This is a genomic window from Pseudomonas sp. B1-22, from assembly GCF_050474425.1.
Lineage (GTDB): Bacteria > Pseudomonadota > Gammaproteobacteria > Pseudomonadales > Pseudomonadaceae > Pseudomonas.
On sequence record NZ_JBCHVH010000002.1, the window covers coordinates 141,884 to 164,292 of the forward strand.

General features: G+C 65.7%; 21 protein-coding genes. 11 read left to right on the plus strand and 10 right to left on the minus strand.

The window, feature by feature from the left end; all coding sequences use genetic code 11:
- Positions 1–8 precede the first annotated feature (8 nt).
- A complete protein-coding gene (locus ACQ5BL_RS07500) occupies positions 9–593 on the plus strand; it encodes an HD domain-containing protein (RefSeq protein ID WP_243808451.1) in 585 nt (194 codons plus the stop codon).
- Between the two features lie 147 nt (positions 594–740).
- On the plus strand, positions 741–2,132 hold the full coding sequence (locus tag ACQ5BL_RS07505; protein WP_243808450.1) for an adenylate/guanylate cyclase domain-containing protein: 1,392 nt from the start codon (positions 741–743) through the stop codon (positions 2,130–2,132).
- Positions 2,133–2,871: 739 nt separating this feature from the next.
- Here ACQ5BL_RS07505 and ACQ5BL_RS07510 read toward each other — a convergent pair.
- On the minus strand, positions 2,872–4,176 hold the full coding sequence (locus ACQ5BL_RS07510; protein ID WP_243808449.1) for a dicarboxylate/amino acid:cation symporter: 1,305 nt from the start codon (positions 4,174–4,176) through the stop codon (positions 2,872–2,874).
- Between the two features lie 372 nt (positions 4,177–4,548).
- On the opposite strand from ACQ5BL_RS07510, the gene ACQ5BL_RS07515 reads away from it, so the two are divergent.
- Complete coding sequence (locus ACQ5BL_RS07515; RefSeq protein ID WP_243808448.1) at positions 4,549–5,550, plus strand: AraC family transcriptional regulator; 1,002 nt, start codon at positions 4,549–4,551, stop codon at positions 5,548–5,550.
- Between the two features lie 444 nt (positions 5,551–5,994).
- Here ACQ5BL_RS07515 and ACQ5BL_RS07520 read toward each other — a convergent pair whose 3' ends face one another.
- The 3 genes from ACQ5BL_RS07520 to ACQ5BL_RS07530 are packed head-to-tail and all read right to left on the minus strand — an operon-like array spanning position 5,995 to position 8,679.
- Entirely contained in the window at positions 5,995–7,338 is a 1,344-nt protein-coding gene (locus tag ACQ5BL_RS07520) for an ATP-binding protein (RefSeq protein WP_243808447.1), read from the minus strand.
- The gene (locus ACQ5BL_RS07525; RefSeq protein ID WP_207886995.1) at positions 7,335–8,012 is read right to left on the minus strand and encodes a response regulator; all 678 of its coding nucleotides are present in this window, start codon (positions 8,010–8,012) and stop codon (positions 7,335–7,337) included. The genes ACQ5BL_RS07520 and ACQ5BL_RS07525 overlap by 4 nt, the downstream gene beginning before the upstream one ends.
- Before the next feature lie 55 nt (positions 8,013–8,067).
- Entirely contained in the window at positions 8,068–8,679 is a 612-nt protein-coding gene (locus ACQ5BL_RS07530) for a hypothetical protein (RefSeq protein WP_243808446.1), read from the minus strand.
- 201 nt (positions 8,680–8,880) lie between these two features.
- Between ACQ5BL_RS07530 and napE the strand changes: the two genes are divergently transcribed.
- The 6 genes from napE to ACQ5BL_RS07560 are packed head-to-tail and all read left to right on the plus strand — an operon-like array spanning position 8,881 to position 13,451.
- Positions 8,881–9,048, plus strand: a complete 168-nt coding sequence (napE, locus tag ACQ5BL_RS07535; RefSeq protein ID WP_243808445.1) for a periplasmic nitrate reductase, NapE protein — start codon at positions 8,881–8,883, stop codon at positions 9,046–9,048.
- 10 nt (positions 9,049–9,058) lie between these two features.
- Positions 9,059–9,535 (plus strand): ferredoxin-type protein NapF, encoded by a 477-nt coding sequence (gene napF / locus ACQ5BL_RS07540; protein WP_243808444.1) that lies wholly within the window; start codon positions 9,059–9,061, stop codon positions 9,533–9,535.
- A gap of 7 nt (positions 9,536–9,542) precedes the next feature.
- The gene (locus ACQ5BL_RS07545; protein WP_207887010.1) at positions 9,543–9,845 is read left to right on the plus strand and encodes a chaperone NapD; all 303 of its coding nucleotides are present in this window, start codon (positions 9,543–9,545) and stop codon (positions 9,843–9,845) included.
- Positions 9,842–12,346, plus strand: a complete 2,505-nt coding sequence (gene napA / locus ACQ5BL_RS07550) for a nitrate reductase catalytic subunit NapA (protein WP_243808443.1) — start codon at positions 9,842–9,844, stop codon at positions 12,344–12,346. The genes ACQ5BL_RS07545 and napA overlap by 4 nt, the downstream gene beginning before the upstream one ends.
- 10 nt (positions 12,347–12,356) lie before the next feature.
- Positions 12,357–12,842 carry a nitrate reductase cytochrome c-type subunit gene (locus tag ACQ5BL_RS07555; RefSeq protein WP_207887000.1) on the plus strand — a complete coding sequence of 162 codons (486 nt, stop codon included), beginning with the start codon at positions 12,357–12,359 and terminating at the stop codon, positions 12,840–12,842.
- 9 nt (positions 12,843–12,851) lie between these two features.
- Positions 12,852–13,451, plus strand: a complete 600-nt coding sequence (locus tag ACQ5BL_RS07560; protein ID WP_243808442.1) for a cytochrome c3 family protein — start codon at positions 12,852–12,854, stop codon at positions 13,449–13,451.
- Positions 13,452–13,889: 438 nt separating this feature from the next.
- Here the strand turns inward: ACQ5BL_RS07560 and ACQ5BL_RS07565 are convergent, their stop codons facing one another.
- Both ACQ5BL_RS07565 and ACQ5BL_RS07570 read right to left on the minus strand, forming a co-directional pair.
- On the minus strand, positions 13,890–15,083 hold the full coding sequence (locus ACQ5BL_RS07565; protein WP_430293056.1) for a lytic murein transglycosylase: 1,194 nt from the start codon (positions 15,081–15,083) through the stop codon (positions 13,890–13,892).
- Between the two features lie 11 nt (positions 15,084–15,094).
- Entirely contained in the window at positions 15,095–15,769 is a 675-nt protein-coding gene (locus tag ACQ5BL_RS07570; RefSeq protein ID WP_243808441.1) for a polysaccharide lyase family 7 protein, read from the minus strand.
- Between the two features lie 169 nt (positions 15,770–15,938).
- Here ACQ5BL_RS07570 and ACQ5BL_RS07575 point away from each other — a divergent pair, with 169 nt between their 5' ends.
- Positions 15,939–16,730 carry a dienelactone hydrolase family protein gene (locus ACQ5BL_RS07575; protein ID WP_243808440.1) on the plus strand — a complete coding sequence of 264 codons (792 nt, stop codon included), beginning with the start codon at positions 15,939–15,941 and terminating at the stop codon, positions 16,728–16,730.
- Positions 16,731–16,988: 258 nt separating this feature from the next.
- On the plus strand, positions 16,989–17,729 hold the full coding sequence (locus ACQ5BL_RS07580; RefSeq protein ID WP_243808439.1) for a 4'-phosphopantetheinyl transferase family protein: 741 nt from the start codon (positions 16,989–16,991) through the stop codon (positions 17,727–17,729).
- 134 nt (positions 17,730–17,863) lie between these two features.
- Here ACQ5BL_RS07580 and modC read toward each other — a convergent pair whose 3' ends face one another.
- The 4 genes from modC to ACQ5BL_RS07600 all read right to left on the minus strand — a co-directional run bounded on the left by modC (position 17,864) and on the right by ACQ5BL_RS07600 (position 22,276).
- Positions 17,864–18,967, minus strand: a complete 1,104-nt coding sequence (modC, locus tag ACQ5BL_RS07585) for a molybdenum ABC transporter ATP-binding protein (protein ID WP_243808438.1) — start codon at positions 18,965–18,967, stop codon at positions 17,864–17,866.
- A 7-nt stretch (positions 18,968–18,974) separates the two neighbouring features.
- On the minus strand, positions 18,975–19,655 hold the full coding sequence (gene modB / locus ACQ5BL_RS07590) for a molybdate ABC transporter permease subunit (protein ID WP_243808437.1): 681 nt from the start codon (positions 19,653–19,655) through the stop codon (positions 18,975–18,977).
- A gap of 30 nt (positions 19,656–19,685) precedes the next feature.
- Entirely contained in the window at positions 19,686–20,441 is a 756-nt protein-coding gene (modA, locus tag ACQ5BL_RS07595; protein WP_243808436.1) for a molybdate ABC transporter substrate-binding protein, read from the minus strand.
- Between the two features lie 218 nt (positions 20,442–20,659).
- Positions 20,660–22,276: an ATP-binding protein gene (locus ACQ5BL_RS07600; protein ID WP_243808435.1), complete on the minus strand. Its 1,617-nt coding sequence runs from the start codon at positions 22,274–22,276 to the stop codon at positions 20,660–20,662.
- Positions 22,277–22,409: the final 133 nt, after the last annotated feature.

The window sequence follows — 22,409 nt, forward strand, 5'->3', positions numbered from 1 at the left end:
ACAGCCCGATGAACGCACGCGCCCACTTCACCCACATGGAAGACGGCAGCGCCGAGGACTGGGCGATCATCGCCAAGGACTTCGTCCAGTACGCCGCCCTGCTGCCCGACCGCATCCTCACCCACCTGCGCCTGCTCGACGGCGACTTCGGCGGCTTCCCGGTGGACCGCCTGACCCACTCGCTGCAGACCGCCACCCTGGCCCACCGCGACGGTCGCGACGAGGAATACGTGGTCTGCGCCCTGCTCCACGACATCGGCGACACCCTAGGCTCGTTCAACCACGCCGACATCGCCGCGGCCATCCTCAAGCCCTTCGTCAGCGAGGAGAATCTGTGGATGGTGGAGAAACACGCGATCTTCCAGGGTTACTACTTCTTCCACCACCTGGGCCTAGACCGGCACCTGCGCGAGCAGTTCAAGGATCACCCGCAGTACGCCCGGACCATCGAGTTCTGCGCCCGCTACGATGCCGCCGCCTTCGATCCGGAGGCGGAAACCCTGCCGCTGGAATTCTTCGAGCCGATGTTGCGCCGGGTCTTCGCCCAGCCGCGCCGCTCGATCTACCAGCGGCCTGACGGCAGCATGGCCTGAGTTAGACGGCCCGGAGGCCCGCGACGCGCCGTCGCGCGCCGCCGCTGGCCCAGCAGGTAGCGCATGGAATAAGATTCCTACAACCGCAATCGCGCGGAAGGCGTCAATGTGGATTGCGCCGACACTAACCAGGGACTTTTCCTGCGCATGAAGCCTATCGTCACCGAGCGCCCCGCCGGGCCGCTCACCGCCGCCCCCCTGCGCGAATACCATTCCCGCGTGCTGGCCTATGTCGCGACGGCAGCGACCATCACCGCCGGCACCTTCAGCCAGTACTTCGGCTACGACATCCTCTGGATGGTCCCCTATGCCCTGCTCTACCCGCATCTCGCCCAGCAGCTGAGCCGGCGCTTCAAGCACGACCACCCGCAGCGCACACGCCTGGTGCTGATGTTCATCGATGCCCTGCATGCCGGCTCCGCCACCGCGCTGATGGGCTTCTCGGAAGTGCCGAGCCTCATGCTGGTACTGGTGCTGGCCTTCTCCTCGCTGATCATCGGCGGCCTGCGTTCCCTGGGCCTTGGCCTGCTGGTCATGCTCAGCGCCTCGGTATTCACCGCGGCGCTGCTCACCCCGGCCTACAAGGGCGCCACCCCGACCCTCGTGGCGCTGGTCAGCGTGCTGTTCTCCACGCTGTACATCTGCATCACCGCCTTCTTCGTTCACCAGCAGGGCCTGCGCCTGGCCGTGGCCCGCGCGGAAATCACCCGGGAACAGGAGAAGGCCGCGCGGCTGGCCAGCAACCTGGCCAAGTACCTGTCGCCACAGGTGTGGGAGTCGATCTTCAGCGGCAAGAAGAGCGTGCGCCTGGAAACCCAGCGCAAGAAGCTCACCGTGTTCTTCTCCGACATCAAGGGCTTCACCGAGCTGTCCGAGGAACTGGAAGCCGAAGCCCTCACCGACATGCTCAACAACTACCTCAACGAAATGTCGAAGATCGCCCTCAAGTACGGCGGCACCATCGACAAGTTCGTCGGCGACTGCGTGATGGTGTTCTTCGGCGACCCCTCCACCCAGGGCGCACGCAAGGACGCCGCCGCCGCGGTATCCATGGCGGTGGCCATGCGCAAGCACATGAAGGTCATGCGCCAGCAGTGGCGCGCCCAGGGCATCACCAAGCCGCTGGAAGTGCGCATGGGCCTGAACACCGGCTACTGCACCGTGGGTAACTTCGGCGCCGACACGCGCATGGACTACACCATCATCGGCCGCGAAGTGAACCTCGCCAGCCGCCTGGAAAACGCCGCCGAAGCCGGCGAAATCCTCATCAGCCACGAGACCTACTCGCTGGTGAAGGACATCCTGATGTGCCGCGACAAGGGCCAGATCACGGTGAAGGGCTTCAGCAAGCCGGTGCAGATCTACCAGGTGGTCGACTTCCGCCGCGACCTGGGCTCCAACCCCAGCTTCATCGAGCACGAAGTGCCGGGGTTCTCCATGTACCTGGACACCAACAACGTGCAGAACTACGACAAGGAGCGGGTCATCGAGGCGTTGCAGCAGGCTGCCGAGAAGCTCAAGGACAAGATCATTCTCTGATCCTTGTAAGCCCGCACTCTCACACCCGTAGGAGCGGACTCCGTCCGCGATGCTCTTTCTTTTCGTAGGGCGCATAACGCCTCAAGCGTTATCCGCCGTTTCTGGGTTTAGGCATTTCTGCGCCGCTTCGGCGTGGGGTGAGAGATTTTGTTTCGCCCCCTCGGGCGACCTACTTTGCCAAACGACGCAAAGTAGGCAAAAGTCTCTGCCCCATCATCCGGCCCCGGCTTCGCCGGGGTTCCCTCCCTGCATCATTGCTCCAGGGGCCCGCCGCGAAGGGCCATCCCTGGCCCATCGCGGCTCTCGCGACATCCATGTCGCTCAACCCCTTCCACAACGATTCCGCTCGGCCTCCTGAAGGGGCGCTCCGGCGCGCGCGGAGATTTCTCTGGAAGTCTTCAGAGCAAAACCCAAAGCCGGAGATATGGGCTCTTCGTAGGAGCGAGCTTGCTCGCGAACCGCACGGCACGGCATTCCCCGTAGGAGAGACGGGGGCGCCTAGCCCTTGTTCGCGAAATCTATCGCGGCGGAATGTGCGCCCACCGGAAAAACACCTCGGCATGACGCCAGAACCTGTAGCGAACCACCCAACACCGATGCATCCGGGAAATCCGTTCGCGAGCAAGCTCGCTCCTGCAACGCCCCCAACCATCCACCCATAAAAAAGCCCGCTCAAGAGAGCGGGCTGGAAAGGCTCCGATGCTTCACGTTCACCGGGCCGAATCTTTCACAAGCGAACTCAGTGGGAAGGCTGCACTTCCGCCGAGTTGCCCGGGCCGGCGGCCAGTTCGTCGTGCAGGGTCTTCTCGTTGAGCTGCTTGCACCACTTGGCGACCACAATAGTGGCCACGCCGTTGCCCACCAGGTTGGTCAGGGCGCGGGCTTCGGACATGAAGCGGTCGATACCCAGGATCAGCGCCAAGCCAGCAACCGGCAGGTGGCCCACGGCGGACAGGGTCGCGGCCAGTACGATGAAGCCCGAACCGGTGACGCCGGCAGCGCCCTTGGAGGCGATCAGCAGCACCACCAGCAGGGTGATCTGATGGCTGATGTCCATCGGCGTGTCAGTAGCCTGGGCAATGAACACGGCGGCCATGGTCAGGTAGATCGAGGTGCCGTCCAGGTTGAACGAGTAGCCGGTGGGAATCACCAGACCAACCACGCTCTTGTCGGCGCCCAGCTTCTCCATCTTGGCGATCATGCGCGGCAGCGCCGACTCGGAGGACGAAGTGCCCAGCACGATCAGCAGTTCCTCACGGATGTAGGAGATGAAGCGCAGGATGCTGAAGCCGTGATAACGGGCGATGCCGCCGAGCACGATCAGCACGAAGAGGATGCAGGTGATGTAGAAGCACAGCATCAGTTGGCCGAGCTGCACCAGCGAACCCAGGCCGTAGGCGCCGATGGTGAAGGCCATGGCGCCGAAGGCACCGATGGGGGCGACCTTCATGATCACGTTGATGATGTTGAACATCACGTGGGTGATGCGCTCGATGAACTCGAACAGCGGCTTGCCGTAGTCGCCCAGGCGGTGCAGCGCGTAACCGAACAGCACCGAGAAGAACAGCACCTGCAGGATGTCGCCGTTGGCGAAGGCACCGACCACGGTGTTCGGGATCACGTTCATGAAGAACTCGATGGTGCTCTGCTTCTCGCCGGACGCCACGTAGGCCGTCAGCGTGGCGTTCTTGCTCATTTCCGCAGTGAGGCTGGCGACGTCGGCGTGCATGCCGGCACCCGGCTGTACGACGTTGACGACGAACAGGCCTATGAGCAGCGCGATGGTGGAAACGATTTCGAAGTACAGCAGCGCCATGCCGCCCGTCTTGCCCACGGCCTTCATGTTCTGCATGCCGGCGATGCCGGTGACCACGGTACAGAAGATGATCGGCGCGATGGCCATCTTGATCAGTTTGACGAAGCCATCGCCCAGCGGCTTCATCAGTTTGGCGGTGTCGGGGTAGAAGTGGCCGAGCGCGATACCGATAGCGATGGCGATCAGCACCTGCACGTACAGGCTCTTGTAGAAGGGTTGCTTGGTCATGGCAGCTATGTCCTCACGGGCGCGCGCTTCCGTGAGGAAACGCAAGACCGAACGCGTTATCTCCCTGCAATGGGAGAATTTGTTTTCAGGGCATGCCCGAGGGCAGGCCTTGAACGCTTATGGCAAGTGCTGTGCCAGACCTTTATAAATCCATTAAATCCTTTATTTTCAACAACTTGAACGCAAAGGCACGGCACGTGAGCGACCAGAAATGGCGGAAACCCGCCTCCTGGCTGGCGGATTTCCCGCCCTCTGGCGGGTATCCGCCAGGCCCCTCGTACCGTAGATTGTAGACCCCGGCACCGACGTCCCAACGCAGCCGGATACACCGCGCGCACGAATGACGCGTGGACGGAACAACAAGGACATCCCATGCGAGAACGCACCATCGCCAGCCATTTCGTCCGCGCCGCCGTACAGGGCGCGCAACGTCAGGGACTGGATGTCGCGGCCCTGCTGCGCGACGCCGGCATCGCCCCCGCGGTGCTCGACGAACCCCGCGCGCGCATCGATCCCGGCCAGTTCACGCGGCTGATGCAGCGCCTGTGGGAGGCGCTGGACGACGAGTACATGGGCTTCGGCAACAGCCCCAGCAAGCGCGGCACCTTCGCCATGATGTGCAACGCCATCATCCACTGCCGTACGCTGGAAAAGGCCCTGAGCCGCGGCTCGCTGTTCTACGCCCTGTTCCCCGAGGCTCCGGCGATCCGCCTGGTGCGCGAGGGCGACTGGGCGCGCCTGACCCTGGATGAAAGCCACCTGCGCGACCCCGACCACTTCCTCACCGAAAGCCTGCTACTGATCTGGCACCGCCTGGCCAGTTGGCTGATCGGCCAGCGCATCCGCCTGGAGGAAGCCACCTTCAGCTACCCCACGCCGGAGCACCAGGCCGAATACGACCTGCTGTTCCCCTGCCCACGCCGCTTCGCCGCCGGCAGCACCAGCCTGCTGCTGCCCGCGCGCTACCTGGACATGCCGCTGCTGCAGGACGAGCGCACGCTCAAGCACTTCCTCAAGGATTCTCCTGCCGACCTGCTGGCCCGTCCCGACGGCGGCGACAGCCTGACCAGCCAGATCCGCCGCCTGCTCGGCCGCGACTGCCGCAACTGGCCGGACCTGGAGCAGGTCGCCGCGCAACTGCACATGAGCCCGCAAACCCTGCGCCGCCACCTGCGCGAGGAAGGGCCGAACTTCCAGGAACTCAAGGACCAGTTGCGCCGCGACCTGGCGATCTACTACCTGGGCCGCGACGAGCTGTCGATCCAGGACATCGCCGACCAGCTCGGTTTCTCCGAGCCTTCGGCCTTCCACCGGGCGTTCAAGAAGTGGACCGGGCTGACGCCGGGGGCGTACCGGGCGCAGCAGGGGGAATGACGCAGGGCGTATGACCGTTCGCGGTTATACGCCACCCCTCCAATTACCCAGACAACGCCGCCGCCAATGCCGGACGACGCATTCGTAGGAGCGGACTCCGTCCGCGATCAGCCCCGCTGCGACGCCTATCGCGGACGGAGTCCGCTCCTACAAGAGCCCCTCACCCTAACCCTCTCCCGCAAGCGGGAGAGGGAACCGTTCGGCGCAGTATGAAATCGACGTGTCAGTCGGCTCGGACTGCCCCCTCTCCCTCGGGAGAGGGTTGGGGTGAGGGGGCGGCGCAAATACGGTGTTCAGCAGCCCCAGGAACAAGGGCGTATAACGTTCGACGTTATACGCCGCCTCACCAGGGTTGCTAGGCGCTCCGGGTTTGGCCGTGGCACCGACGATAAGCGCGGTGTATCGGCGTATAACCGCGAACGGTTATACGCCCTACGCCAACCCCTACCCCGGCAACCGAACCCTGAAACATGCCCCGCCCAGCGCGGAATCCTCCAGCGACAGCTCGCCGTCGTAGCTGTCGATGATGTCCTTCACCACCGCCGTGCCGATGCCCTGGCCCGGGTGCTGGGTGTCCAGGCGTTCGCCGCGCTTGAGGATGCGTTCGCGCTGGCCGGCCGGTACGCCGGGGCCGTCGTCCTCGACGATGAGTTCGACGAAGCGCCCCTGCCTGCGGGCGCTGACCTTCACCGTCGTCAGGCACAGCCGGTAGGCGTTCTCCAGCAGGTTGCCAAGCATTTCCAACAGCGCGCCGCGCTCCAGCGGCAAGGCGAAGTCTGGCGGGATATCGCGCTCGAGCAGCACGCGCTTGTCGCGGTAGACCTTGTCCAGCGCACCGCTGAGGGTGTCGAGCAGAGGTTCGAGGGCCGCCTGGTGGCGGATCAGGCCGCTCTTGCGCAGGCTGGCGCGCTGCAGCTGGTAGCCGATCTGCTGACTCATGCGTTCGATCTGGGTCTGCAGCACCTGCACCTGCTCGCGGTTCTGCGGCTGCGCGGCGAGGTTTTCGCTGACGCCCTGCAGCACCGCCAGCGGCGTCTTCAGGCTGTGGGCGAGGTCGCCGAGGGAATTGCGGTAGCGCTCGCGCTGGGCGCGCTCGCTGTCGAGCAGGCGGTTCAGCGAACCGGTCAGGCGCAGCATTTCGTCCGGGTGCTCGTCGCTCAGGCGCTCGCGCTCGCCCGCCTCGATCTGGTCGAGTTCGGCGCGCAGGCCGCGCATCGAGCGAAAGCCCCAGCCCAGGCCCAGCCAGAGCATCCCCAACAACACCAGCAGTGCGCCGCCCAGCCATACATAGAGCTGCTCGCGGAAGCCGCGCACCAGTTCGCGGAAGTCGCTTTCCGGCTGCATGGTGACGATGCTGTAGGCCGCCTGCTTGCCGCCCACCAGGTCGATCTCCACGTCATAGACGAAGAACTCCTGGCCGGAGCGATCTCGGATGCGGGTGAACTCGTCGACCAGGCCATCGTACTTGGGCGAGTACTCGATGCTCTCGTCCTGCGCCGAGGTGGAGCGCCACACCAGCTGGCCCTTCTGGTCGAAGATGTAGCCCAGCAGCCTGGATTCGGGGAGGTTGAAGTCCTCCACCGGCAGGTGGTCTGGCATGCTCAACTGCCCGCCTTCGATCCGCGCGGCCGACACCAGCGTCGCCACATCGGCCGCCAGGCGCTGCTGGATGGCGTCTTCCAGGGCGATGCTGAAAGCCCGCTGCAAGGCCGGCAGCAGGGCGGCCATGAACAGGATCGCGAGAAGCGCCGCGCCGATCATCAGACGCAGGCGCAGCGAACGGATCATTTGCACAACTCGGTGAAGATGTAGCCCTGGCCGCGCACCGTATCGATGGGCTTGAAGCCGGAAGCCGCCTCCAGCTTGCGACGCAGGCGCCCGACCAGCACTTCGATCACGTTCGGATCGCGCTCGTCGTCATCCGGGTAGAGCTGCTCGATCAGGCGCTCCTTGGCCACCACCTGCTGGTGATGACGCATGAGGTATTCGAGGATGCGGTACTCGAAGGCGGTCAGCTGCAGCGACTCGCCACTGACCAGCGCCTGCTTGCGATGGGTGTCCAGCACCAGCGGGCCGGCCTCGATGGTCGACTGCGAGAAGCCGCTGGAGCGGCGCAGCAAGGCATTCAGGCGCGCCTCCAGCTCCTCGAACTGGAAGGGTTTGACCACGTAGTCGTCGGCGCCGGCGGCCAGGCCTTCGACCTTGTCCTGCCAGTTGCCGCGCGCGGTGAGGATGAGGATCGGAAAGGTCTTGCCCTGGCTGCGGAACTCGCGGATCAGGTCCAGGCCGCTCATGCCCGGCAACCCGAGGTCGATCATCGCCAGGTCATGGTGGTATTCGCTGGCGCGGTACAGCGCCTCTTCGGCATCGGCGACGGCGTCGACCACATGGCCCTGCTCGCCGAGCCGGGTGTACAGGTGATGGCGCAACAGCGCCTCGTCTTCCACCACCAGCAATTTCATGCGCGTGCTCCCTGAATCGGACAACCGGGCCCGCATGGCCCGGTTGCAGTATCGGTCAGAACTTGTAGTTGGCGCCCAGGTAAACCTGCGAGCTGCTGTGCAGGTCCAGCGATCCGACCTTGCCGCCGCCATGCGGGCTCATCTCGGTACTGGCGTTAGTGCGCAGGTAACGGTAGCCACCTTCGACCGAGGTATTCCTGCCGATCTCCTGAAGGATACCGGCCTGGGCGCCGATGGCATAACCGACGTCGCTGTCGCGGCTGTAGCCTTTGGAGTCCTGCTCCAGCTTGACCAGGCCGGCGGTGCCACCTCCGAACAGCTTGGTACCGCTGTCATTGATCGGCAGGAAGGCGTCGTAGCTGCCGAGCAGGTTCTGCTGGCGCAGCTTCAGGCCGCTGTCAGTGTCGGAGACGTTTTCATAGGTGACGTAGTAGCGGCCCTGCTCCATCTGCTGGCCGGCGCGAATGCCCCAGGTGCCGCTGTTGTTGATCACGCTGTCGAACTTCGGGTTGTCGAGGTTGCGGTTCAGCGCAGCGGACTTCTGGATGTTGTTGCTGGTTTCGCCCCAGGTCATGCCGACGAAGGTGTCGGCTGCATTGGCCGTGGAGACGGCGGCACTGGCACCGAGGATGGCGGCGGCGAGGGCGATCTTCTTCATGGTTTTCATGGGGACTCTCCCGTCAGAGCTTCAGTAATTGGTTGACGGGGAGCAGGTTAAGGGCGGGCCACTGAACGCAACCTGTCCGGCTGCTGAACCGCTGCTGAACGAAAATCGCTATAGGAAAAAAGAATAGCGACTGTACGACTTTGCCCACACATAAAGCAGGGTCTAGTCTGACTCCCAATTGTTGGCGGGAGGCTGACCCTCATGACCGATAAGACCGGAGCCGATGCGGAGAAAGGCAAGGAAACCCGGCTGTTCCTGTTCCTCGTGATCTGCCTGTTCCCCTTGCTGTCGGTGGCCATCGTCGGTGGCTACGGGTTCATCGTATGGATGTTCCAGCTGGTGGCGGGGCCACCCGGCCCACCATCGTAGGAGCACCGTCGTGCTCGCCCGCCGCGCCCTGCTGCGGCGCCTGGGTGGTGCGCCGGATGTACGTCGCCCGCCGTGGACCGCCAGCGATTTCCTTGACGGCTGCACACGCTGCAACGCCTGCGTCGACGCCTGCCCGGAGCAGGTGCTGCGCGTAGGCGACGGCGGTTATCCGCAGCTGGACTTCAGCCACGCCGGCTGCAGCCTGTGCGGCGACTGCGCGCGTGCCTGCGAAGCCGATGTATTCGATCTGAACCGCGAAGCCCTGCCCTGGCGCGCCCGGATCGACGAACACTGCCTGGCCCAGGCCGGTATCCATTGCCGTAGCTGCGACGACGCCTGCGAACCGCGCGCCATCCGCTTCCAGCCGCAACTCGGCGGCCCGTCCCTGCCCATCCTCGACCCCGCACTCTGCACTGGCTGCGGCGCCTGCCTGGCGCCCTGCCCCGGCAATGCCATTCACCTGAACCGTGAGGCCATCCATGCCTGAGAACACGATGCCCGAGAGCATCCAGATCGCCAGCCTGATCGTGCACACGCGCCCCGAACTGCTGGACGCGGTGAAGTCCAATCTGCTGCGCCTGCCGCACCTGGAAGTCCACCAGCAAAGCCCGCAGGGCAAGCTGGTGGTGGTGCTCGAAGCCGAGCATGAACAGAGCATCCTCGACAACCTAAATGCCATCCAGAACCTGCCCGGCGTGCTCAACGCGGTGCTGATCTACCACGAGATCGTCGAGTCGCCCGAACACCCGCAGATCGAATCCGAACCCGTTCCCGCCCAGGCCGGAGGTGCCCGATGAACCTGACCCGCCGCCAGTTCGCCAAGGCCAACGCCGCCGCCATCGCCGCGGCCGCCGCCGGCCTGCCGATCCTGAGCTCCGCCAGCAACCTGGTCACCGAGGCGGACATGACCCGCCTGGACTGGAACAAGGCGCCCTGCCGCTTCTGCGGCACCGGCTGCAGCGTGATGGTCGCCACCCGCGACGGCAAGGTGGTCGCCACCCACGGCGACATCAAGGCCGAGGTCAACCGCGGGATCAACTGCGTGAAGGGCTACTTCCTGTCGAAGATCATGTACGGCAGCGACCGCCTGACCCGCCCGCTGCTGCGCATGAAGGACGGCAAGTTCGACAAGCAGGGCGAGTTCCAGCCGATCAGCTGGGATGCCGCCTTCGACATCATGGCCGAGAAGTTCAAGGCCGCGATCAAGGCCAAGGGCCCGGGCTCGGTGGGCATGTTCGGCTCCGGGCAGTGGACGGTGTGGGAAGGCTACGCCGCCAACAAGCTGTTCAAGGCCGGCCTGCGCAGCAACAACATCGACCCCAACGCCCGGCACTGCATGGCCTCGGCGGTGATGGGCTTCATGCGCAGCTTCGGCATGGACGAACCCATGGGCTGCTACGACGACATCGAGGCCACCGACACCTTCGTGCTCTGGGGCTCGAACATGGCCGAGATGCACCCGGTGCTCTGGTCGCGGGTCACCGACCGCCGGCTGAGCGCGCCGCAGGTGAAGGTCGCGGTGCTGTCCACCTTCGAGCACCGCAGCTTCGAGCTGGCCGACATTCCCATGGTGTTCAAGCCGCAGACCGACCTCTACATCCTCAACTACATCGCCAACCACATCATCGAAAGCGGCGCGGTGAACCGCGACTTCGTCGACAAGCACACCCGCTTCGCCCACGGCGCCGAGGACATCGGCTACGGCCTGCGGCCGGACAACCCGCTGGAGAAGCAGGCGAAGAACGCGGACAAGGCCAATACCTGGAGCGACATCGGCTTCGACGAGTTCGCCGCCTTCGTCAAACCCTACACCCTGGAACGCACCGCCAAGGAAAGCGGGGTGCCGGCCGAGCGCCTCAAGGCCCTGGCCGAGATGTATGCCGACCCCAAACGCAAGGTGATGTCGTTCTGGACCATGGGCTTCAACCAGCACACCCGCGGGGTCTGGGCGAACAACCTGATCTACAACATCCACCTGCTCACCGGGAAGATCAGCGAGCCGGGCAACAGCCCCTTCTCCCTCACCGGCCAGCCCTCGGCCTGCGGCACCGCGCGCGAGGTGGGCACCTTCGCCCACCGCCTGCCGGCCGACCTGGTGGTGACCAACCCGAAACACCGCGAGACGGCCGAGAAAATCTGGAAGCTGCCCGCCGGCACCATCCAGGAAAAGATCGGTTTCCACGCCGTGCAGCAGAGCCGGATGCTCAAGGACGGCGTGCTCAACGTGTACTGGACCCAGGTCAGCAACAACATGCACGCCGGGCCGAACATCATGCAGGAGGTCCTGCCGGGCTGGCGCAACCCGGAAAACTTCGTGATCGTCTCCGACGTCTACCCCACCGTCTCGGCCCAGGCCGCCGACCTCATCCTGCCCAGCGCCATGTGGGTGGAAAAGGAAGGCGCCTACGGCAACGCCGAGCGCCGCACGCAGTTCTGGCACCAGTTGGTGAAGGCGCCGGGCGAGGCGAAATCCGACCTCTGGCAACTGGTGGAATTCTCCAAGCGCTTCACCACCGACGAGGTATGGCCTGCCGATCTGCTGGCCAAGGCGCCGGAGCTCAAGGGCAAGACGCTCTATGAGGTGCTCTTCAAGAACGGCCAGGTGGACGCCTTTGGCAGCGACCAGATCGCCAAGGGCTTCGAGAACGACGAGGCCAAGGCCTTCGGCTTCTACATCCAGAAGGGCCTGTTCGAGGAATACGCCAGCTTCGGCCGTGGCCACGGCCACGACCTCGCGCCCTTCGACGCCTACCACGAAGCACGCGGCCTGCGCTGGCCGGTGGTGGACGGCAAGGAAACCCGCTGGCGCTACCGCGAGGGCTACGACCCCTACGTGGCCAAGGGCAGCGGCCTGCAGTTCTACGGCTACCCGGACAAGAAGGCGATCATCTTCGCCCTGCCCTACGAGCCGCCGGCGGAAGCGCCCGACAAGGAATACCCGTTCTGGCTCGCCACCGGCCGCGTGCTCGAACACTGGCACACGGGCTCCATGACCCAGCGCGTGCCGGAGCTGTACAAGGCCGTGCCCGACGCCGTGGTGTACATGCACCCCGACGACGCCCGCGACCTGAAGATACGGCGCGGCAGCGAGGTGAAGGTGATCAGCCGGCGCGGCGAAATCCGCGCGCGCATCGAAACGCGCGGGCGCAACAAGCCACCGCAGGGGCTGGTGTTCGTGCCCTTCTTCGATGCCAACAAGCTGATCAACAAGGTCACGCTGGATGCCACCGACCCGATCTCCAAGCAGACCGACTACAAGAAATGCGCGGTGCGCATCGAACTGGTCAGCCTGGCCTGAGGAACGCGCGATGAAATCGATACTGCCTGCTCTTTTCCTGCTGCTACTCGGCCTGCCCGCACTGGCCGCCGAGGTGAACTACCCGCTGGACGCTCCCGCGCCCGATGGTCGCCGCCCCGGCGGCACGATCAGCCAGGACCGCCCCGCGCCGCCGCTGGCCAACGAGGAGAACAAGGACATCCGCCGCGAGCGCAACTACCCCGAGCAACCGCCGACCATCCCGCACACCATCACCGGCTACCGCATCGACACCAACAGCAACAAGTGCCTGTCCTGCCACAGCCGCTCCAACAGTGCGCGCACCCAGGCGCCGATGATCAGCATCACCCACTACATGGACCGCGACGGCCAGCCGCTGGCCGCCGTCGCGCCACGGCGCTACTTCTGCGTGCAGTGCCACGTCCCGCAGACGGACGCCAAGCCGCTGGTGGGCAACACCTTCGAAGACATCGACACCATCCTCCAGCGCGACGCCGCTGCGAACGGCAAACCCTGAGGAGGCGCCATGAAAGCATTGTTCGCCTGGCTCACGGGGTACTGGACCGTCCTGCGCCGACCCAGCGTGCACTACAGCCTGGGCTTCCTGACGCTGGTCGGGTTCATCGCCGGGATCATCTTCTGGGGCGGCTTCAACACCGCGCTGGAGGCGACCAACACCGAAGCCTTCTGCACCTCCTGCCACGAGATGCGCGACAACGTCTTCGTCGAACTCAAGGACACCATCCATTACAGCAACCGCTCCGGCGTGCGCGCCACCTGCCCGGACTGCCACGTGCCGCACAAGTGGACCGACAAGATCGCGCGCAAGATGCAGGCCTCCAAGGAGGTCTGGGGCAAGATCTTCGGCACCATCAACACGCGGGAGAAATTCCTCGACCACCGCCGCGAGCTGGCGGAGCACGAATGGGCGCGGCTCAAGGCCAACGACTCGCTGGAGTGCCGCAACTGCCACAACTTCGAGTCCATGGACTTCACCCGCCAGAGCCAGCGCGCCCGGCAGATGCACTCCACGGCACTGGCTTCCGGCGGGGCCACCTGCATCGACTGCCACAAGGGCATCGCCCACCACCTGCCGGACATGAGTGGAGTAAAGGGGTGGGAGTGAGGTTGTCGGGAGGCTCAGAGTCGCTCTCGTAGGAGCCTACCGGGTTAATCCTTGCCTGCGCCTCCCCCTCACCCCAGCCCTCTCCCTCAGGGAGAGGGGGCAGATCGTACCGGCTGACACCATGGTTTCATCCTGCACCGAACGGTCCCCTCTCCCTTTGGGAGAGGGTTAGGGTGAGGGGCTTTTGATCTCGTAGGAGCGGACTCCGTCCGCGATGGGCTCCTGAGCGGAGTTGATCGCGGACAGAGTCCGCTCCTACGAAAGCATCACCGTAGGGCTTATAGCGCTCCGCGTTATACGCCGATTGGCCTTGGTCGTGCCGCCGTGCGGGGTCGACCAGGAAGAATCGGCCAGGCCAAACCCCAGCGCTGGCGATGACATTGGAGAATCGGCGTACAACCGTGAACGGTTGTACGCCCTACGCAACAGCGGCGCTTATTAGCCGCCCTGCAATGCCTTGAGAATCTTCTGCCCCGCCCGCCCATCCGCCGGGGTGATGCCGCGCTTGCGCTGCTCTTCCTGGATCGCCCGGCGCGTCACGTCGCCGATCATGCCGTCGGCCTTGCCGATGTCATAGCCACGCTGCAGCAGCAGCTCCTGCAGCTCCTTGCGCTGCACCCGGCTCAGCCCCGGATCGTCGGTCGGCCACGGCGTGCGCAATCCCGGCTCGCCGCGCAGGCGGTCGGACAACAGGGAAATCGCCAGCGCATAGCTCTCCGCCGCGTTGTAGGAGTAGATCGCATCGTAGTTGCGCAGCACCAGGAAGGCCGGCCCGTTCGCCCCGGCCGGTAGCAGGATGGCGGCCTTCGAATCCAGGTTCGGAATCGGCTTGCCATCGATGCGCTGCACGCCGCGCGCGGTCCAGTCGGAAATCGCCCGGCGCTTGGTGCGCCCGGCCAGCGAAGCATCGAAGCCGGCCGGCAGCTTCACCTCGTAGCCCCAGGGCTGGCCCTCGCGCCAGCCCGCCTTGCGCAAGTAGTTGGCGGTGGACGCCAGCGCATCGGCGGTACTGCCCACCAGGTCGCGGTGGCCGTCGCCGTCGAAATCCTCGGCGATGCGCGCGTAGGTCGACGGCATGAATTGCGTCTGGCCAAAGGCGCCGGCCCACGAACCGGTGATGCCGCTGTCGCGGATATCGCCCGCCTGCAGCAGCTTGAGGGTGGCGATGAACTCGCCCTGGAAGAACGCCTGCCGGCGCCCGTAGCACGACAGGGTGGACAACGACACCAGCAGCGGCCGCTTGCCGGTGATGCGCCCGTAATCGCTCTCCACGCCCCACACCGCGACCACGGCGGCCGGGTCGACCTGGTAGCGCGCGGCGACCTTGCGCAGCAGATCGGCGTGCTCGGTCATCATCGCCTTGCCGTCGGCCACGCGCTGCTCGTCCACAAGGCCGGACAGGTAGTCCCAGATCGGCGTGGTGAACTCCGGCTGCGCATCGAGCAGCGGCAGCACACTCATGTCCGCCTGCAGGCCCTGGGTGAAGCGCGCGTAGCTGGTAGCGCTGACGCCGCCGGCCTGAGCCTTGCCCTGCAGGCGATCCAGGCAGGCGCCGAAGTCGTCGCCCGGCGCGGCCTGCGCCAGCGCCGCCGACAGCAGCAGGGAAAGGGCCAGGGAATTGCGCAACGCCATGGAAAACATCCTCATTGGTGGTAAACGGTCAGGTTGCTGAAGGTGGCCCGGCCACCCTCGCTCGCCGGTCCGCGATTGTCCTGCAGATAGAGCCCGGCCTTGAAGTACAGCCCCTGGAAGGCCCACTGCGGGTCCAGTTGCTGGGTCACGAGGCCGTCCTTGACCTGGACGCTCAGCAGGCCGCTGCGCGAGATACCCAGCCGGTAGCTGAACGCCTCGCCGAGCGCGAGCCCTTCGTACACGGTGTAGGTGCGCGTGGAGATGTCGTCGGGGTGCTCGCGCACCAGCGCCTGCACGCGCCCCAGGTTCAGGCGCTGCTGGTAGACCAGCTTCACCAGCGGAAGCGCCTCGGCGCTGCCGCTGCCATTGCTGTGGATCTGCCCGATCACCATGCGCCGGCTGGACGGCACCGCGTCGACCCGCAGGGTGGCCACCAGCAGGTTATTGTCGGCCTTCGAGTAGCGCCAGAACGACAGCGCGCCGTTGCGTGCAGTTTCCCGCAGCTCGGTCCGCGGGTACTCGCTGCCGCTGGTGTGCGCGCCATTGACCGGCACCCAGAATTCCACGCCGTTGACGCTGCGCTGGAAGTAGGGGCTCTGGTAATCGCGATTGAGCACAGCGGTGGAAACGGTCGCGGCCGGGCCGCGCTGGGGGGTGGTCAGGTTCCAGGTACTGAGGTCCAGCATCGGCCAATCGCTTTCCGGGGTCGGGGAATGGCGCCAAGGGTAGTCGAGGCCGTCTTACATTTCACCCATAGCCGCGTGCTTGAGGGGCTGGACCCGCCTCGGCGGGCACATGTCGCAGAAGCGGCTATCTTCTCAGGGTCGCCTTTGGCCACCGCCTCGGAGAGTCCTCATGCGCCTGTTCACCGCCCTGCTGCTGTTCGTGTTCGCCGCCAGCGCCGGCGCCGCGATCAAGACCCAGGAAATCCCCTACCAGTCCGCCGATGGCACCAAGATGATCGGCTACTTCGCCTACGACGACGCCAAGTCCGGCATTCGCCCCGGCGTGTTGGTGGTGCACGAATGGTGGGGGCTCAACGACTACGCCAAACGCCGTGCCCGCGACCTCGCCGCGCTGGGCTACAGCGCGCTGGCCATCGACATGTACGGCGGCGGCAAGCACACCGAGCACCCCAACGACGCCAAGGCCTTCATGGCCGAGGCGACGAAGAACGCCGACGCCGCCAAGGCGCGCTTCCAGGCCGGCCTCGACCTGCTGAAGCAGCAGCCGCAGACCGACCCGAGCAAGATCGCCGCCATCGGTTACTGCTTCGGCGGCGGCGTGGTGCTGAACATGGCCCGCGCCGGCCTGCCGCTGGCCGGCGTGGCGAGCTTCCACGGCGTGCTGGCCACCGACACCCCGGCACAACCGGGTGCGGTCAAGGCGAAGATACTGGTCGAGCATGGCGGTGCCGACACCCTGGTGACGGCCGAGAGCGTGACCGCCTTCAAGAGCGAAATGGACAACGCCAAGGCCGACTACAAGCTCGTCGTGCAGCCCGGCGCCAAGCACAGCTTCACCAACCCGGACGCCGACATGCACAAGGGCCACGGCCTCGACGTCGGCTACGACAAGACCGCCGACCAGAAGTCCTGGGCGGACCTGCAGGCGTTCTTCAAGCGCATCTTCGACGAGAAGTCCTGATGCACTTTCTGCCTACAAAAACGCGGCACAAAAAAAACGGGAGCCCCTTGGGGCTCCCGCACTCAATCAAGTGTAAAGGTCGGAACCCGCATTGGCGGCGCCCCAACAACAACCTCACCTGCGTCCCCATTGGGAAACGCGGTCGGAAGTGTGACAAAGCTTGTCGGACGAATCCGTACGCCTTTGGTGAAGGTTTGCAAAGGAATGTAATCGCCGCGTGACTGGTGGGCCACGTTCCGGCGCGGCAGAATGCTCCCCATGACCACCCTCCCCGCCTTTTGCACCCCGCTCTCCGCCGACTGGCCGCTGCCCACCCCCCTGGCCGGCTGCCAGCTGCGCAGCACCCATTTCGACCGCCAGCGCCTGTTGCCGGATGATTTCCAGGCCAGCCAGGTGCCGGCCCCGGCGAACGTCCAGCGCGCCGTCGCCAAGCGTCAGGCCGAATACCTCGCCGGCCGCCTCTGCGCCCGCGCGGCTCTGCAGGCCAGCGGTGGCGACGCCGTGGTGCCCGGCACCGATGAAGAGCGCGCGCCGGTCTGGCCGCACGGCTTCTGTGGCTCGATCACCCACGGCGACGGCTGGGCGGCGGCCGTGGTCGCCCGTACCAACGCCTGGCGCGGACTGGGCCTGGACGTGGAAAGCCGCCTCGACAGCGCCCGCGCCCAACGCCTGGCCGGTGAACTCCTCACCCCGGACGAACTGGCGCGGCTCGACCCCGAACAAGTGGCGCTGCAGGTCACCCTGACCTTTTCGCTCAAGGAGAGCCTGTTCAAGGCGCTCTTCCCACTGGTGCGCCAGCGCTTCTATTTCCAGCACGCTGAACTGATCCAGTGGTCGGCCGGCGGCCATGCCCGCCTGCGGTTGCTCACCGACCTGTCGGAGGAGTGGCACCACGGCAAGGAGATCGCCGGGCAATTCAGTCTGTTCGACGATCGCCTGCTCAGTCTGGTGGCCATCCCCTCGGTCAAGGACAGCCGGCAGTTAACCGGTCTGGCATAGCGCCAACCTGTAGGAGCGCGCCATGCGCGCGATCGCGGGCATGGCCCGCTCCTACAGGGAAATATCTGCGCTGGGGCGGCCATCTCCACCCTACCTTCTCCTTTCGGAGCGGAGCACGCTCCTGCAGAAGGCGATCAGGCCAGCAACGCCACCGACTTGATCTGCGCCCACACCGCCTGCCCGGTACGCAGGCCGAGCTGGTCGTGCGAGTAGCGGGTGATCCGCGCCAGCAGCGGCGTGCCGGCCACGTCCAGCTTCACCAGCAGGTGCGCGGGATTGTCCGTCGGCACCATCTCCACCACCGTCGCCGGCAGCACGTTTAGGATGCTGCTGTGCGCCGCCGGCTCCAGGCTCAGGCTGACGTCCCGCGCCTGCACCTTGATGCGTAGCGCCCTGCCCTTTTCCATCGGCGCGTGGGCCAGGCGGATGCGTTGCTCGCAATGCGGCAGCGCCACGCTCAGCAAACCGTATTCGGCGTCGTGCCCCAGCACCTGCCCGTCGATCACCACACCAGCATCTTCCAGATGCGAGATCGGCAGATCGGTCCGCGCCAGGGTCTGGACCACCGGCCCGCTGGCAATCGCCTTGCCCTGGTCGAGCAGCACCAGGTGATCGGCCAGCCGCGCCACTTCGTCCGGCGAGTGGCTGACGTAGAGGATCGGAATATCCAGCTCGTCGTGCAGGCGCTCCAGGTACGGCAGGATTTCCGCCTTGCGCTTCAGGTCCAGCGCCGCCAGCGGCTCGTCCATCAGCAGCAGGCGCGGGCTGGTCAGCAGCGCGCGGGCCATGCCCACGCGCTGCCGCTCGCCGCCGGAGAGATTCGCCGGCATGCGCTCCAGCAGATGGCCGATGCCCAGCAGCTCGGTGGCCTGCTCCAGCGCCACGCGATGCTGGTCGCGCGGTACACGCTTCATGCCATAGGTGAGATTGCGCCGCACCGACAGGTGCTCGAAGAGATTGGCGTCCTGGAATACGTAGCCCAGCGCGCGCTGGTGCGGCGGCAGGAACAGGCCCGTGGCGCTGTCCTGCCAGACCTCCCCGTTTACCACCAGGCGGCCGAGCGGCGCGCGCTCAAGGCCCGCCACGCAGCGCAGGCAGGTGGTCTTGCCCGAGCCGGAATGGCCGAACAGCGCGGTGACGCCGCGCCCCGGCAATTGCAGGTCCACCTCCAGGCGGAAACCCGAATAGGCGATCTGGAATCGCGCCTCGATGGCGCGCACACCGACGCTGTCGTTCATCCCCACCTCACGCCCAGGCCGCACGACTGCGGCGGCTCGCATGGAGCGCCAGCAGGACCAGGAAGGAGAACACCACCATGCCACCGGCCAGCCAGTGCGCCTGGGCGTACTCCATGGCCTCGACGTGATCGAAGATCTGCACCGACACCACGCGGGTCTTGCCCGGAATATTGCCGCCGATCATCAGCACCACGCCGAACTCACCCACCGTATGGGCAAAGCCGAGGATGCTGGCGGTGACAAAACCCGGCCGCGCCAGCGGCAGGACCACGGAGAAGAAAGTATCCAGAGGGCTCGCCCGCAACGTCGCGGCGGCCTCCAGCGGTTTGTCGCCGATCGCCTCGAAGGCGTTCTGCAACGGCTGCACCACGAAGGGCAGCGAATAGAACACCGAGCCCACCACCAGCCCGGCGAAGGTAAAGGGCAATCGCCCCAGCCCCAGGCTCTCGGTGATTTGCCCGATGGCGCCGTTGGGCCCCAGGGTGATCAGCAGGTAGAAGCCGATCACCGTCGGCGGCAGCACCAGCGGCAACGCCACCACCGCTCCCAGCGGGCCTTTCAGCCAGGAGCGGGTGCGCGCCAGCCACCAGGCGATGGGCGTGCCGAGCAGCAGGAGAATTGCCGTACTCAGGGCCGCCAGCTCGAGGGTGAGCCGGATGGCCTGGAAATCCTCCTGCGTGAGGGGCATCGCCTGTTCCTTGCGTCGATGGGGAAAACGTCAGATTTCGTAGCCGTAGGACTTGATTACCGCGGCGGCTTTCGGACTCTTCAGGTACTCGACCAGCGCCTTGGCGGCGGCACTGTCCTTGCCCTTGTTGAGGATCACCGCGTCCTGGCGGATCGGGTCATGCAGGTTGGCCGGCACGATCCACGCGGAACCGCCTGTCACCTTGCCATCCTTGTAGATCTGCGACAACGCCACGAAGCCCAGTTCCGCGTTGCCGGTGGAGACGAACTGGAAGGCCTGGGTGATGTTCTGGCCTTCGACGATCCTGCCGGCGACCTTGTCCTTCAAGCCCAGCTTGCCCAGCACCTGGGTGGCGGCCAGGCCGTAGGGCGCGGCCTTCGGGTTGGCGATGGACAGGTGCTGGTACGCGTCCGTCTTCAGCACCTCGCCCTTGGCGTCGACGTAGCCGTCCTTTGGCGACCACAGCGCCAGGGTGCCGATGGCGTAGGTGAAGCGCGAGCCGGGGACGATCTCCTGCTCCGCTTCCAGCTTCTTCGGCGTGCTGTCGTCGGCGGCGAGGAACACCTCGAAAGGCGCGCCGTTCTTGATCTGGGTGTAGAACTGCCCGGTGGCGCCGTAGGCGGCAACCAGCTTGTGCCCGGTGTCCTTCTCGAAGTCCCTGGCGATCGCCTGGATCGGCGCGGTGAAGTTGGCGGCGACGGCGACCTGCACCTCATCGGCCAGCGCCGAATGCACGGCGAAACAGGAAGCGACCAGCAGGGAAAGACGGGCCAAGCGGTGTTTCATCGTGATGCTCCAGCGGGGGTTGTCGTTATCAGGGCTACGAGACCGGACGGAACGCTATAACCAAAATTACATAACGATAGCCGTAAAGCTGCAATACCCCTCATGGGATAAGTCACGCGAAAGGGAGAAGGCAGCGCAGACCGGAATGGCCACCGGCAAAACGGCGGCATCGGCAGCATTCTGCATTTTCTGACCTAAAGGTCAAATGCTGCAAAAACTCACTCGACCTTGGGCGCCTGGCGGCGCGGCCAGACCAGCGTGAAGCAGGCGCCGCCCAGGCTCTCGCTACGCGCGATCAATGCCCGCCCGCCGTGCCAATGGATGATCCGCCGCACGATCGACAGCCCCAGCCCATGCCCGCCCGTGACTCGCGCACGGCTGTCATCGGCCCGGAAGAACGGCTGGAACAGGCGCGGCCATTGCGCCTCCGGCACGCCAGGGCCGTCGTCCTCGACATCCACCTGGCAGCGATCCACGCTGACCCGGAAGCTGACCCGCACGCGGCCCTCGGCATAGCGCAAGGCATTGGTCAGCAGGTTCTGCAGGGCGCGGTGCAGATAGCGCGGCTCGGCCTCCACCCAGCTGCCCTGGTCGAACGGCACCAGAGGCCCCGGCTCGATGGTCACGCTGATCTCCCGCCGCAGCGGCGCGATTTCCGACACCACCTGCTCCACCAGGGCGGCCAGCTCCAGGCGCTGGTAGGTCAGCGCCGGCGAACCCTGCTCCAGGCGCGCATAGGTGAGCATCTCGTCCACCAGCTGGTCGAGGTCCTGGATATCGCCATCCATGCCCTCCATGTACTTGCGCCGCGACGCATCGGTCTCCGCCGACTCGATCATTTCCAGGCCGAAGCGCAGGCGCGCCACCGGCGTACGCAACTCGTGGGACACCGCGCGCACCAGCTCGCGCTGCATCGCCAGCAACAGTTGCAACTGCTCCGCCATGTGGTTGAACGCCCCCGCCAGGCGCCCCACCGAGTCGGCGCCGCGCGCCTCCACGCGGGTATCCAGGCTGCCGCGGGCAATGCGCGTGGCGGCGGACTCCAGGCTGCGCAGGCGCTGCTCCAGGCCACTGATCAGCAGGTACAGGGTCAGGCCGATCAGGCTCAGGGCGACGATCACGATGATCGACAGCAGCTGCGGCGGATAGGAGTTCATCTGGTAGATCGGGCCCATTTCCAGCACCCAGGGCGTATCGATGATGCCCGCCAGCACGCGGATGGAGTCGCCGTCCTTGCCCAGCGCCATCACCGTGTCGCCCTCCTCCACGCGGCGGCTCTGGTCGTCGTCGAGGTCCACTTCCTTGATGCTCAGCAGGTGCACCTCGTAGCCGAAGCGCTTGTCGCGGACGATGCGCGCCAGATGGTAAGGCTGCTCGCTGGCCGGGTAACGCTTGAGCTCGTCCATCAGCAGGTAGATGGTGGCCCGCGCCAACTGCTCGCTGACCTGCTCCACCTCGCCAGTGAGGATCAACCCCTCTGCGGCGCTGACCTGGGTGAGCGCGCGCACCCGGTGCGGCTCCTCGGCCTGCACCAGCACCTGATCGTTCATCAGCCGCGCCCGGCTGCGCCCTTCCATGCCCAGCCCGTCCAGGCTGACCAGCTTCAGCGGAATGCCCAGCAGACGGCTCCACTGGATCAGCGAGCGCTTGCGGTCCACCTCGGTCATCGGCAACAGCTCGTCGGCCATGAGGCGGAAGGTGCCGCGCGCCAGGTCCTCGCGGTAACGCTCGCCGCGCACCTCGTTGACCAGGTGCAAGGTCAGCACGCCGAGGGCGGCCACCAGCACCAGGGTCAGCAGCATGCCGCCGTAGATGCGCAGGAAGATGGATTTCATGGGTGGTATTTCCGGGGGACGGCAGTGCTGATGAAGAGCGCCCTCACCCTAACCCTCTCCCAAAGGGAGAGGGGACTGTTCGGAGTATGCGCGAAGCTCAGCGCTCCAGCCGGCCCACGCCCCAAGCTTCCAC

Coding starts and splice junctions, on each gene's coding strand:
- ACQ5BL_RS07500 (WP_243808451.1), top strand. CDS start 9: ATGAACGCACGCGCCCACTTCACCCACATGGAAGACGGCAGCGCCGAG.
- ACQ5BL_RS07580 (WP_243808439.1), top strand. CDS start 16,989: ATGACCACCCTCCCCGCCTTTTGCACCCCGCTCTCCGCCGACTGGCCG.
- ACQ5BL_RS07570 (WP_243808441.1), bottom strand. CDS start 15,769: ATGCTGGACCTCAGTACCTGGAACCTGACCACCCCCCAGCGCGGCCCG.
- ACQ5BL_RS07520 (WP_243808447.1), bottom strand. CDS start 7,338: ATGATCCGTTCGCTGCGCCTGCGTCTGATGATCGGCGCGGCGCTTCTC.
- ACQ5BL_RS07575 (WP_243808440.1), top strand. CDS start 15,939: ATGCGCCTGTTCACCGCCCTGCTGCTGTTCGTGTTCGCCGCCAGCGCC.
- napA (WP_243808443.1), top strand. CDS start 9,842: ATGAACCTGACCCGCCGCCAGTTCGCCAAGGCCAACGCCGCCGCCATC.
- napE (WP_243808445.1), top strand. CDS start 8,881: ATGACCGATAAGACCGGAGCCGATGCGGAGAAAGGCAAGGAAACCCGG.
- ACQ5BL_RS07530 (WP_243808446.1), bottom strand. CDS start 8,679: ATGAAAACCATGAAGAAGATCGCCCTCGCCGCCGCCATCCTCGGTGCC.
- ACQ5BL_RS07560 (WP_243808442.1), top strand. CDS start 12,852: ATGAAAGCATTGTTCGCCTGGCTCACGGGGTACTGGACCGTCCTGCGC.
- ACQ5BL_RS07545 (WP_207887010.1), top strand. CDS start 9,543: ATGCCCGAGAGCATCCAGATCGCCAGCCTGATCGTGCACACGCGCCCC.
- ACQ5BL_RS07565 (WP_430293056.1), bottom strand. CDS start 15,083: ATGGCGTTGCGCAATTCCCTGGCCCTTTCCCTGCTGCTGTCGGCGGCG.
- modC (WP_243808438.1), bottom strand. CDS start 18,967: ATGAACGACAGCGTCGGTGTGCGCGCCATCGAGGCGCGATTCCAGATC.
- ACQ5BL_RS07600 (WP_243808435.1), bottom strand. CDS start 22,276: ATGAAATCCATCTTCCTGCGCATCTACGGCGGCATGCTGCTGACCCTG.
- ACQ5BL_RS07505 (WP_243808450.1), top strand. CDS start 741: ATGAAGCCTATCGTCACCGAGCGCCCCGCCGGGCCGCTCACCGCCGCC.
- ACQ5BL_RS07510 (WP_243808449.1), bottom strand. CDS start 4,176: ATGACCAAGCAACCCTTCTACAAGAGCCTGTACGTGCAGGTGCTGATC.
- ACQ5BL_RS07555 (WP_207887000.1), top strand. CDS start 12,357: ATGAAATCGATACTGCCTGCTCTTTTCCTGCTGCTACTCGGCCTGCCC.
- ACQ5BL_RS07525 (WP_207886995.1), bottom strand. CDS start 8,012: ATGAAATTGCTGGTGGTGGAAGACGAGGCGCTGTTGCGCCATCACCTG.
- modA (WP_243808436.1), bottom strand. CDS start 20,441: ATGAAACACCGCTTGGCCCGTCTTTCCCTGCTGGTCGCTTCCTGTTTC.
- ACQ5BL_RS07515 (WP_243808448.1), top strand. CDS start 4,549: ATGCGAGAACGCACCATCGCCAGCCATTTCGTCCGCGCCGCCGTACAG.
- modB (WP_243808437.1), bottom strand. CDS start 19,655: ATGCCCCTCACGCAGGAGGATTTCCAGGCCATCCGGCTCACCCTCGAG.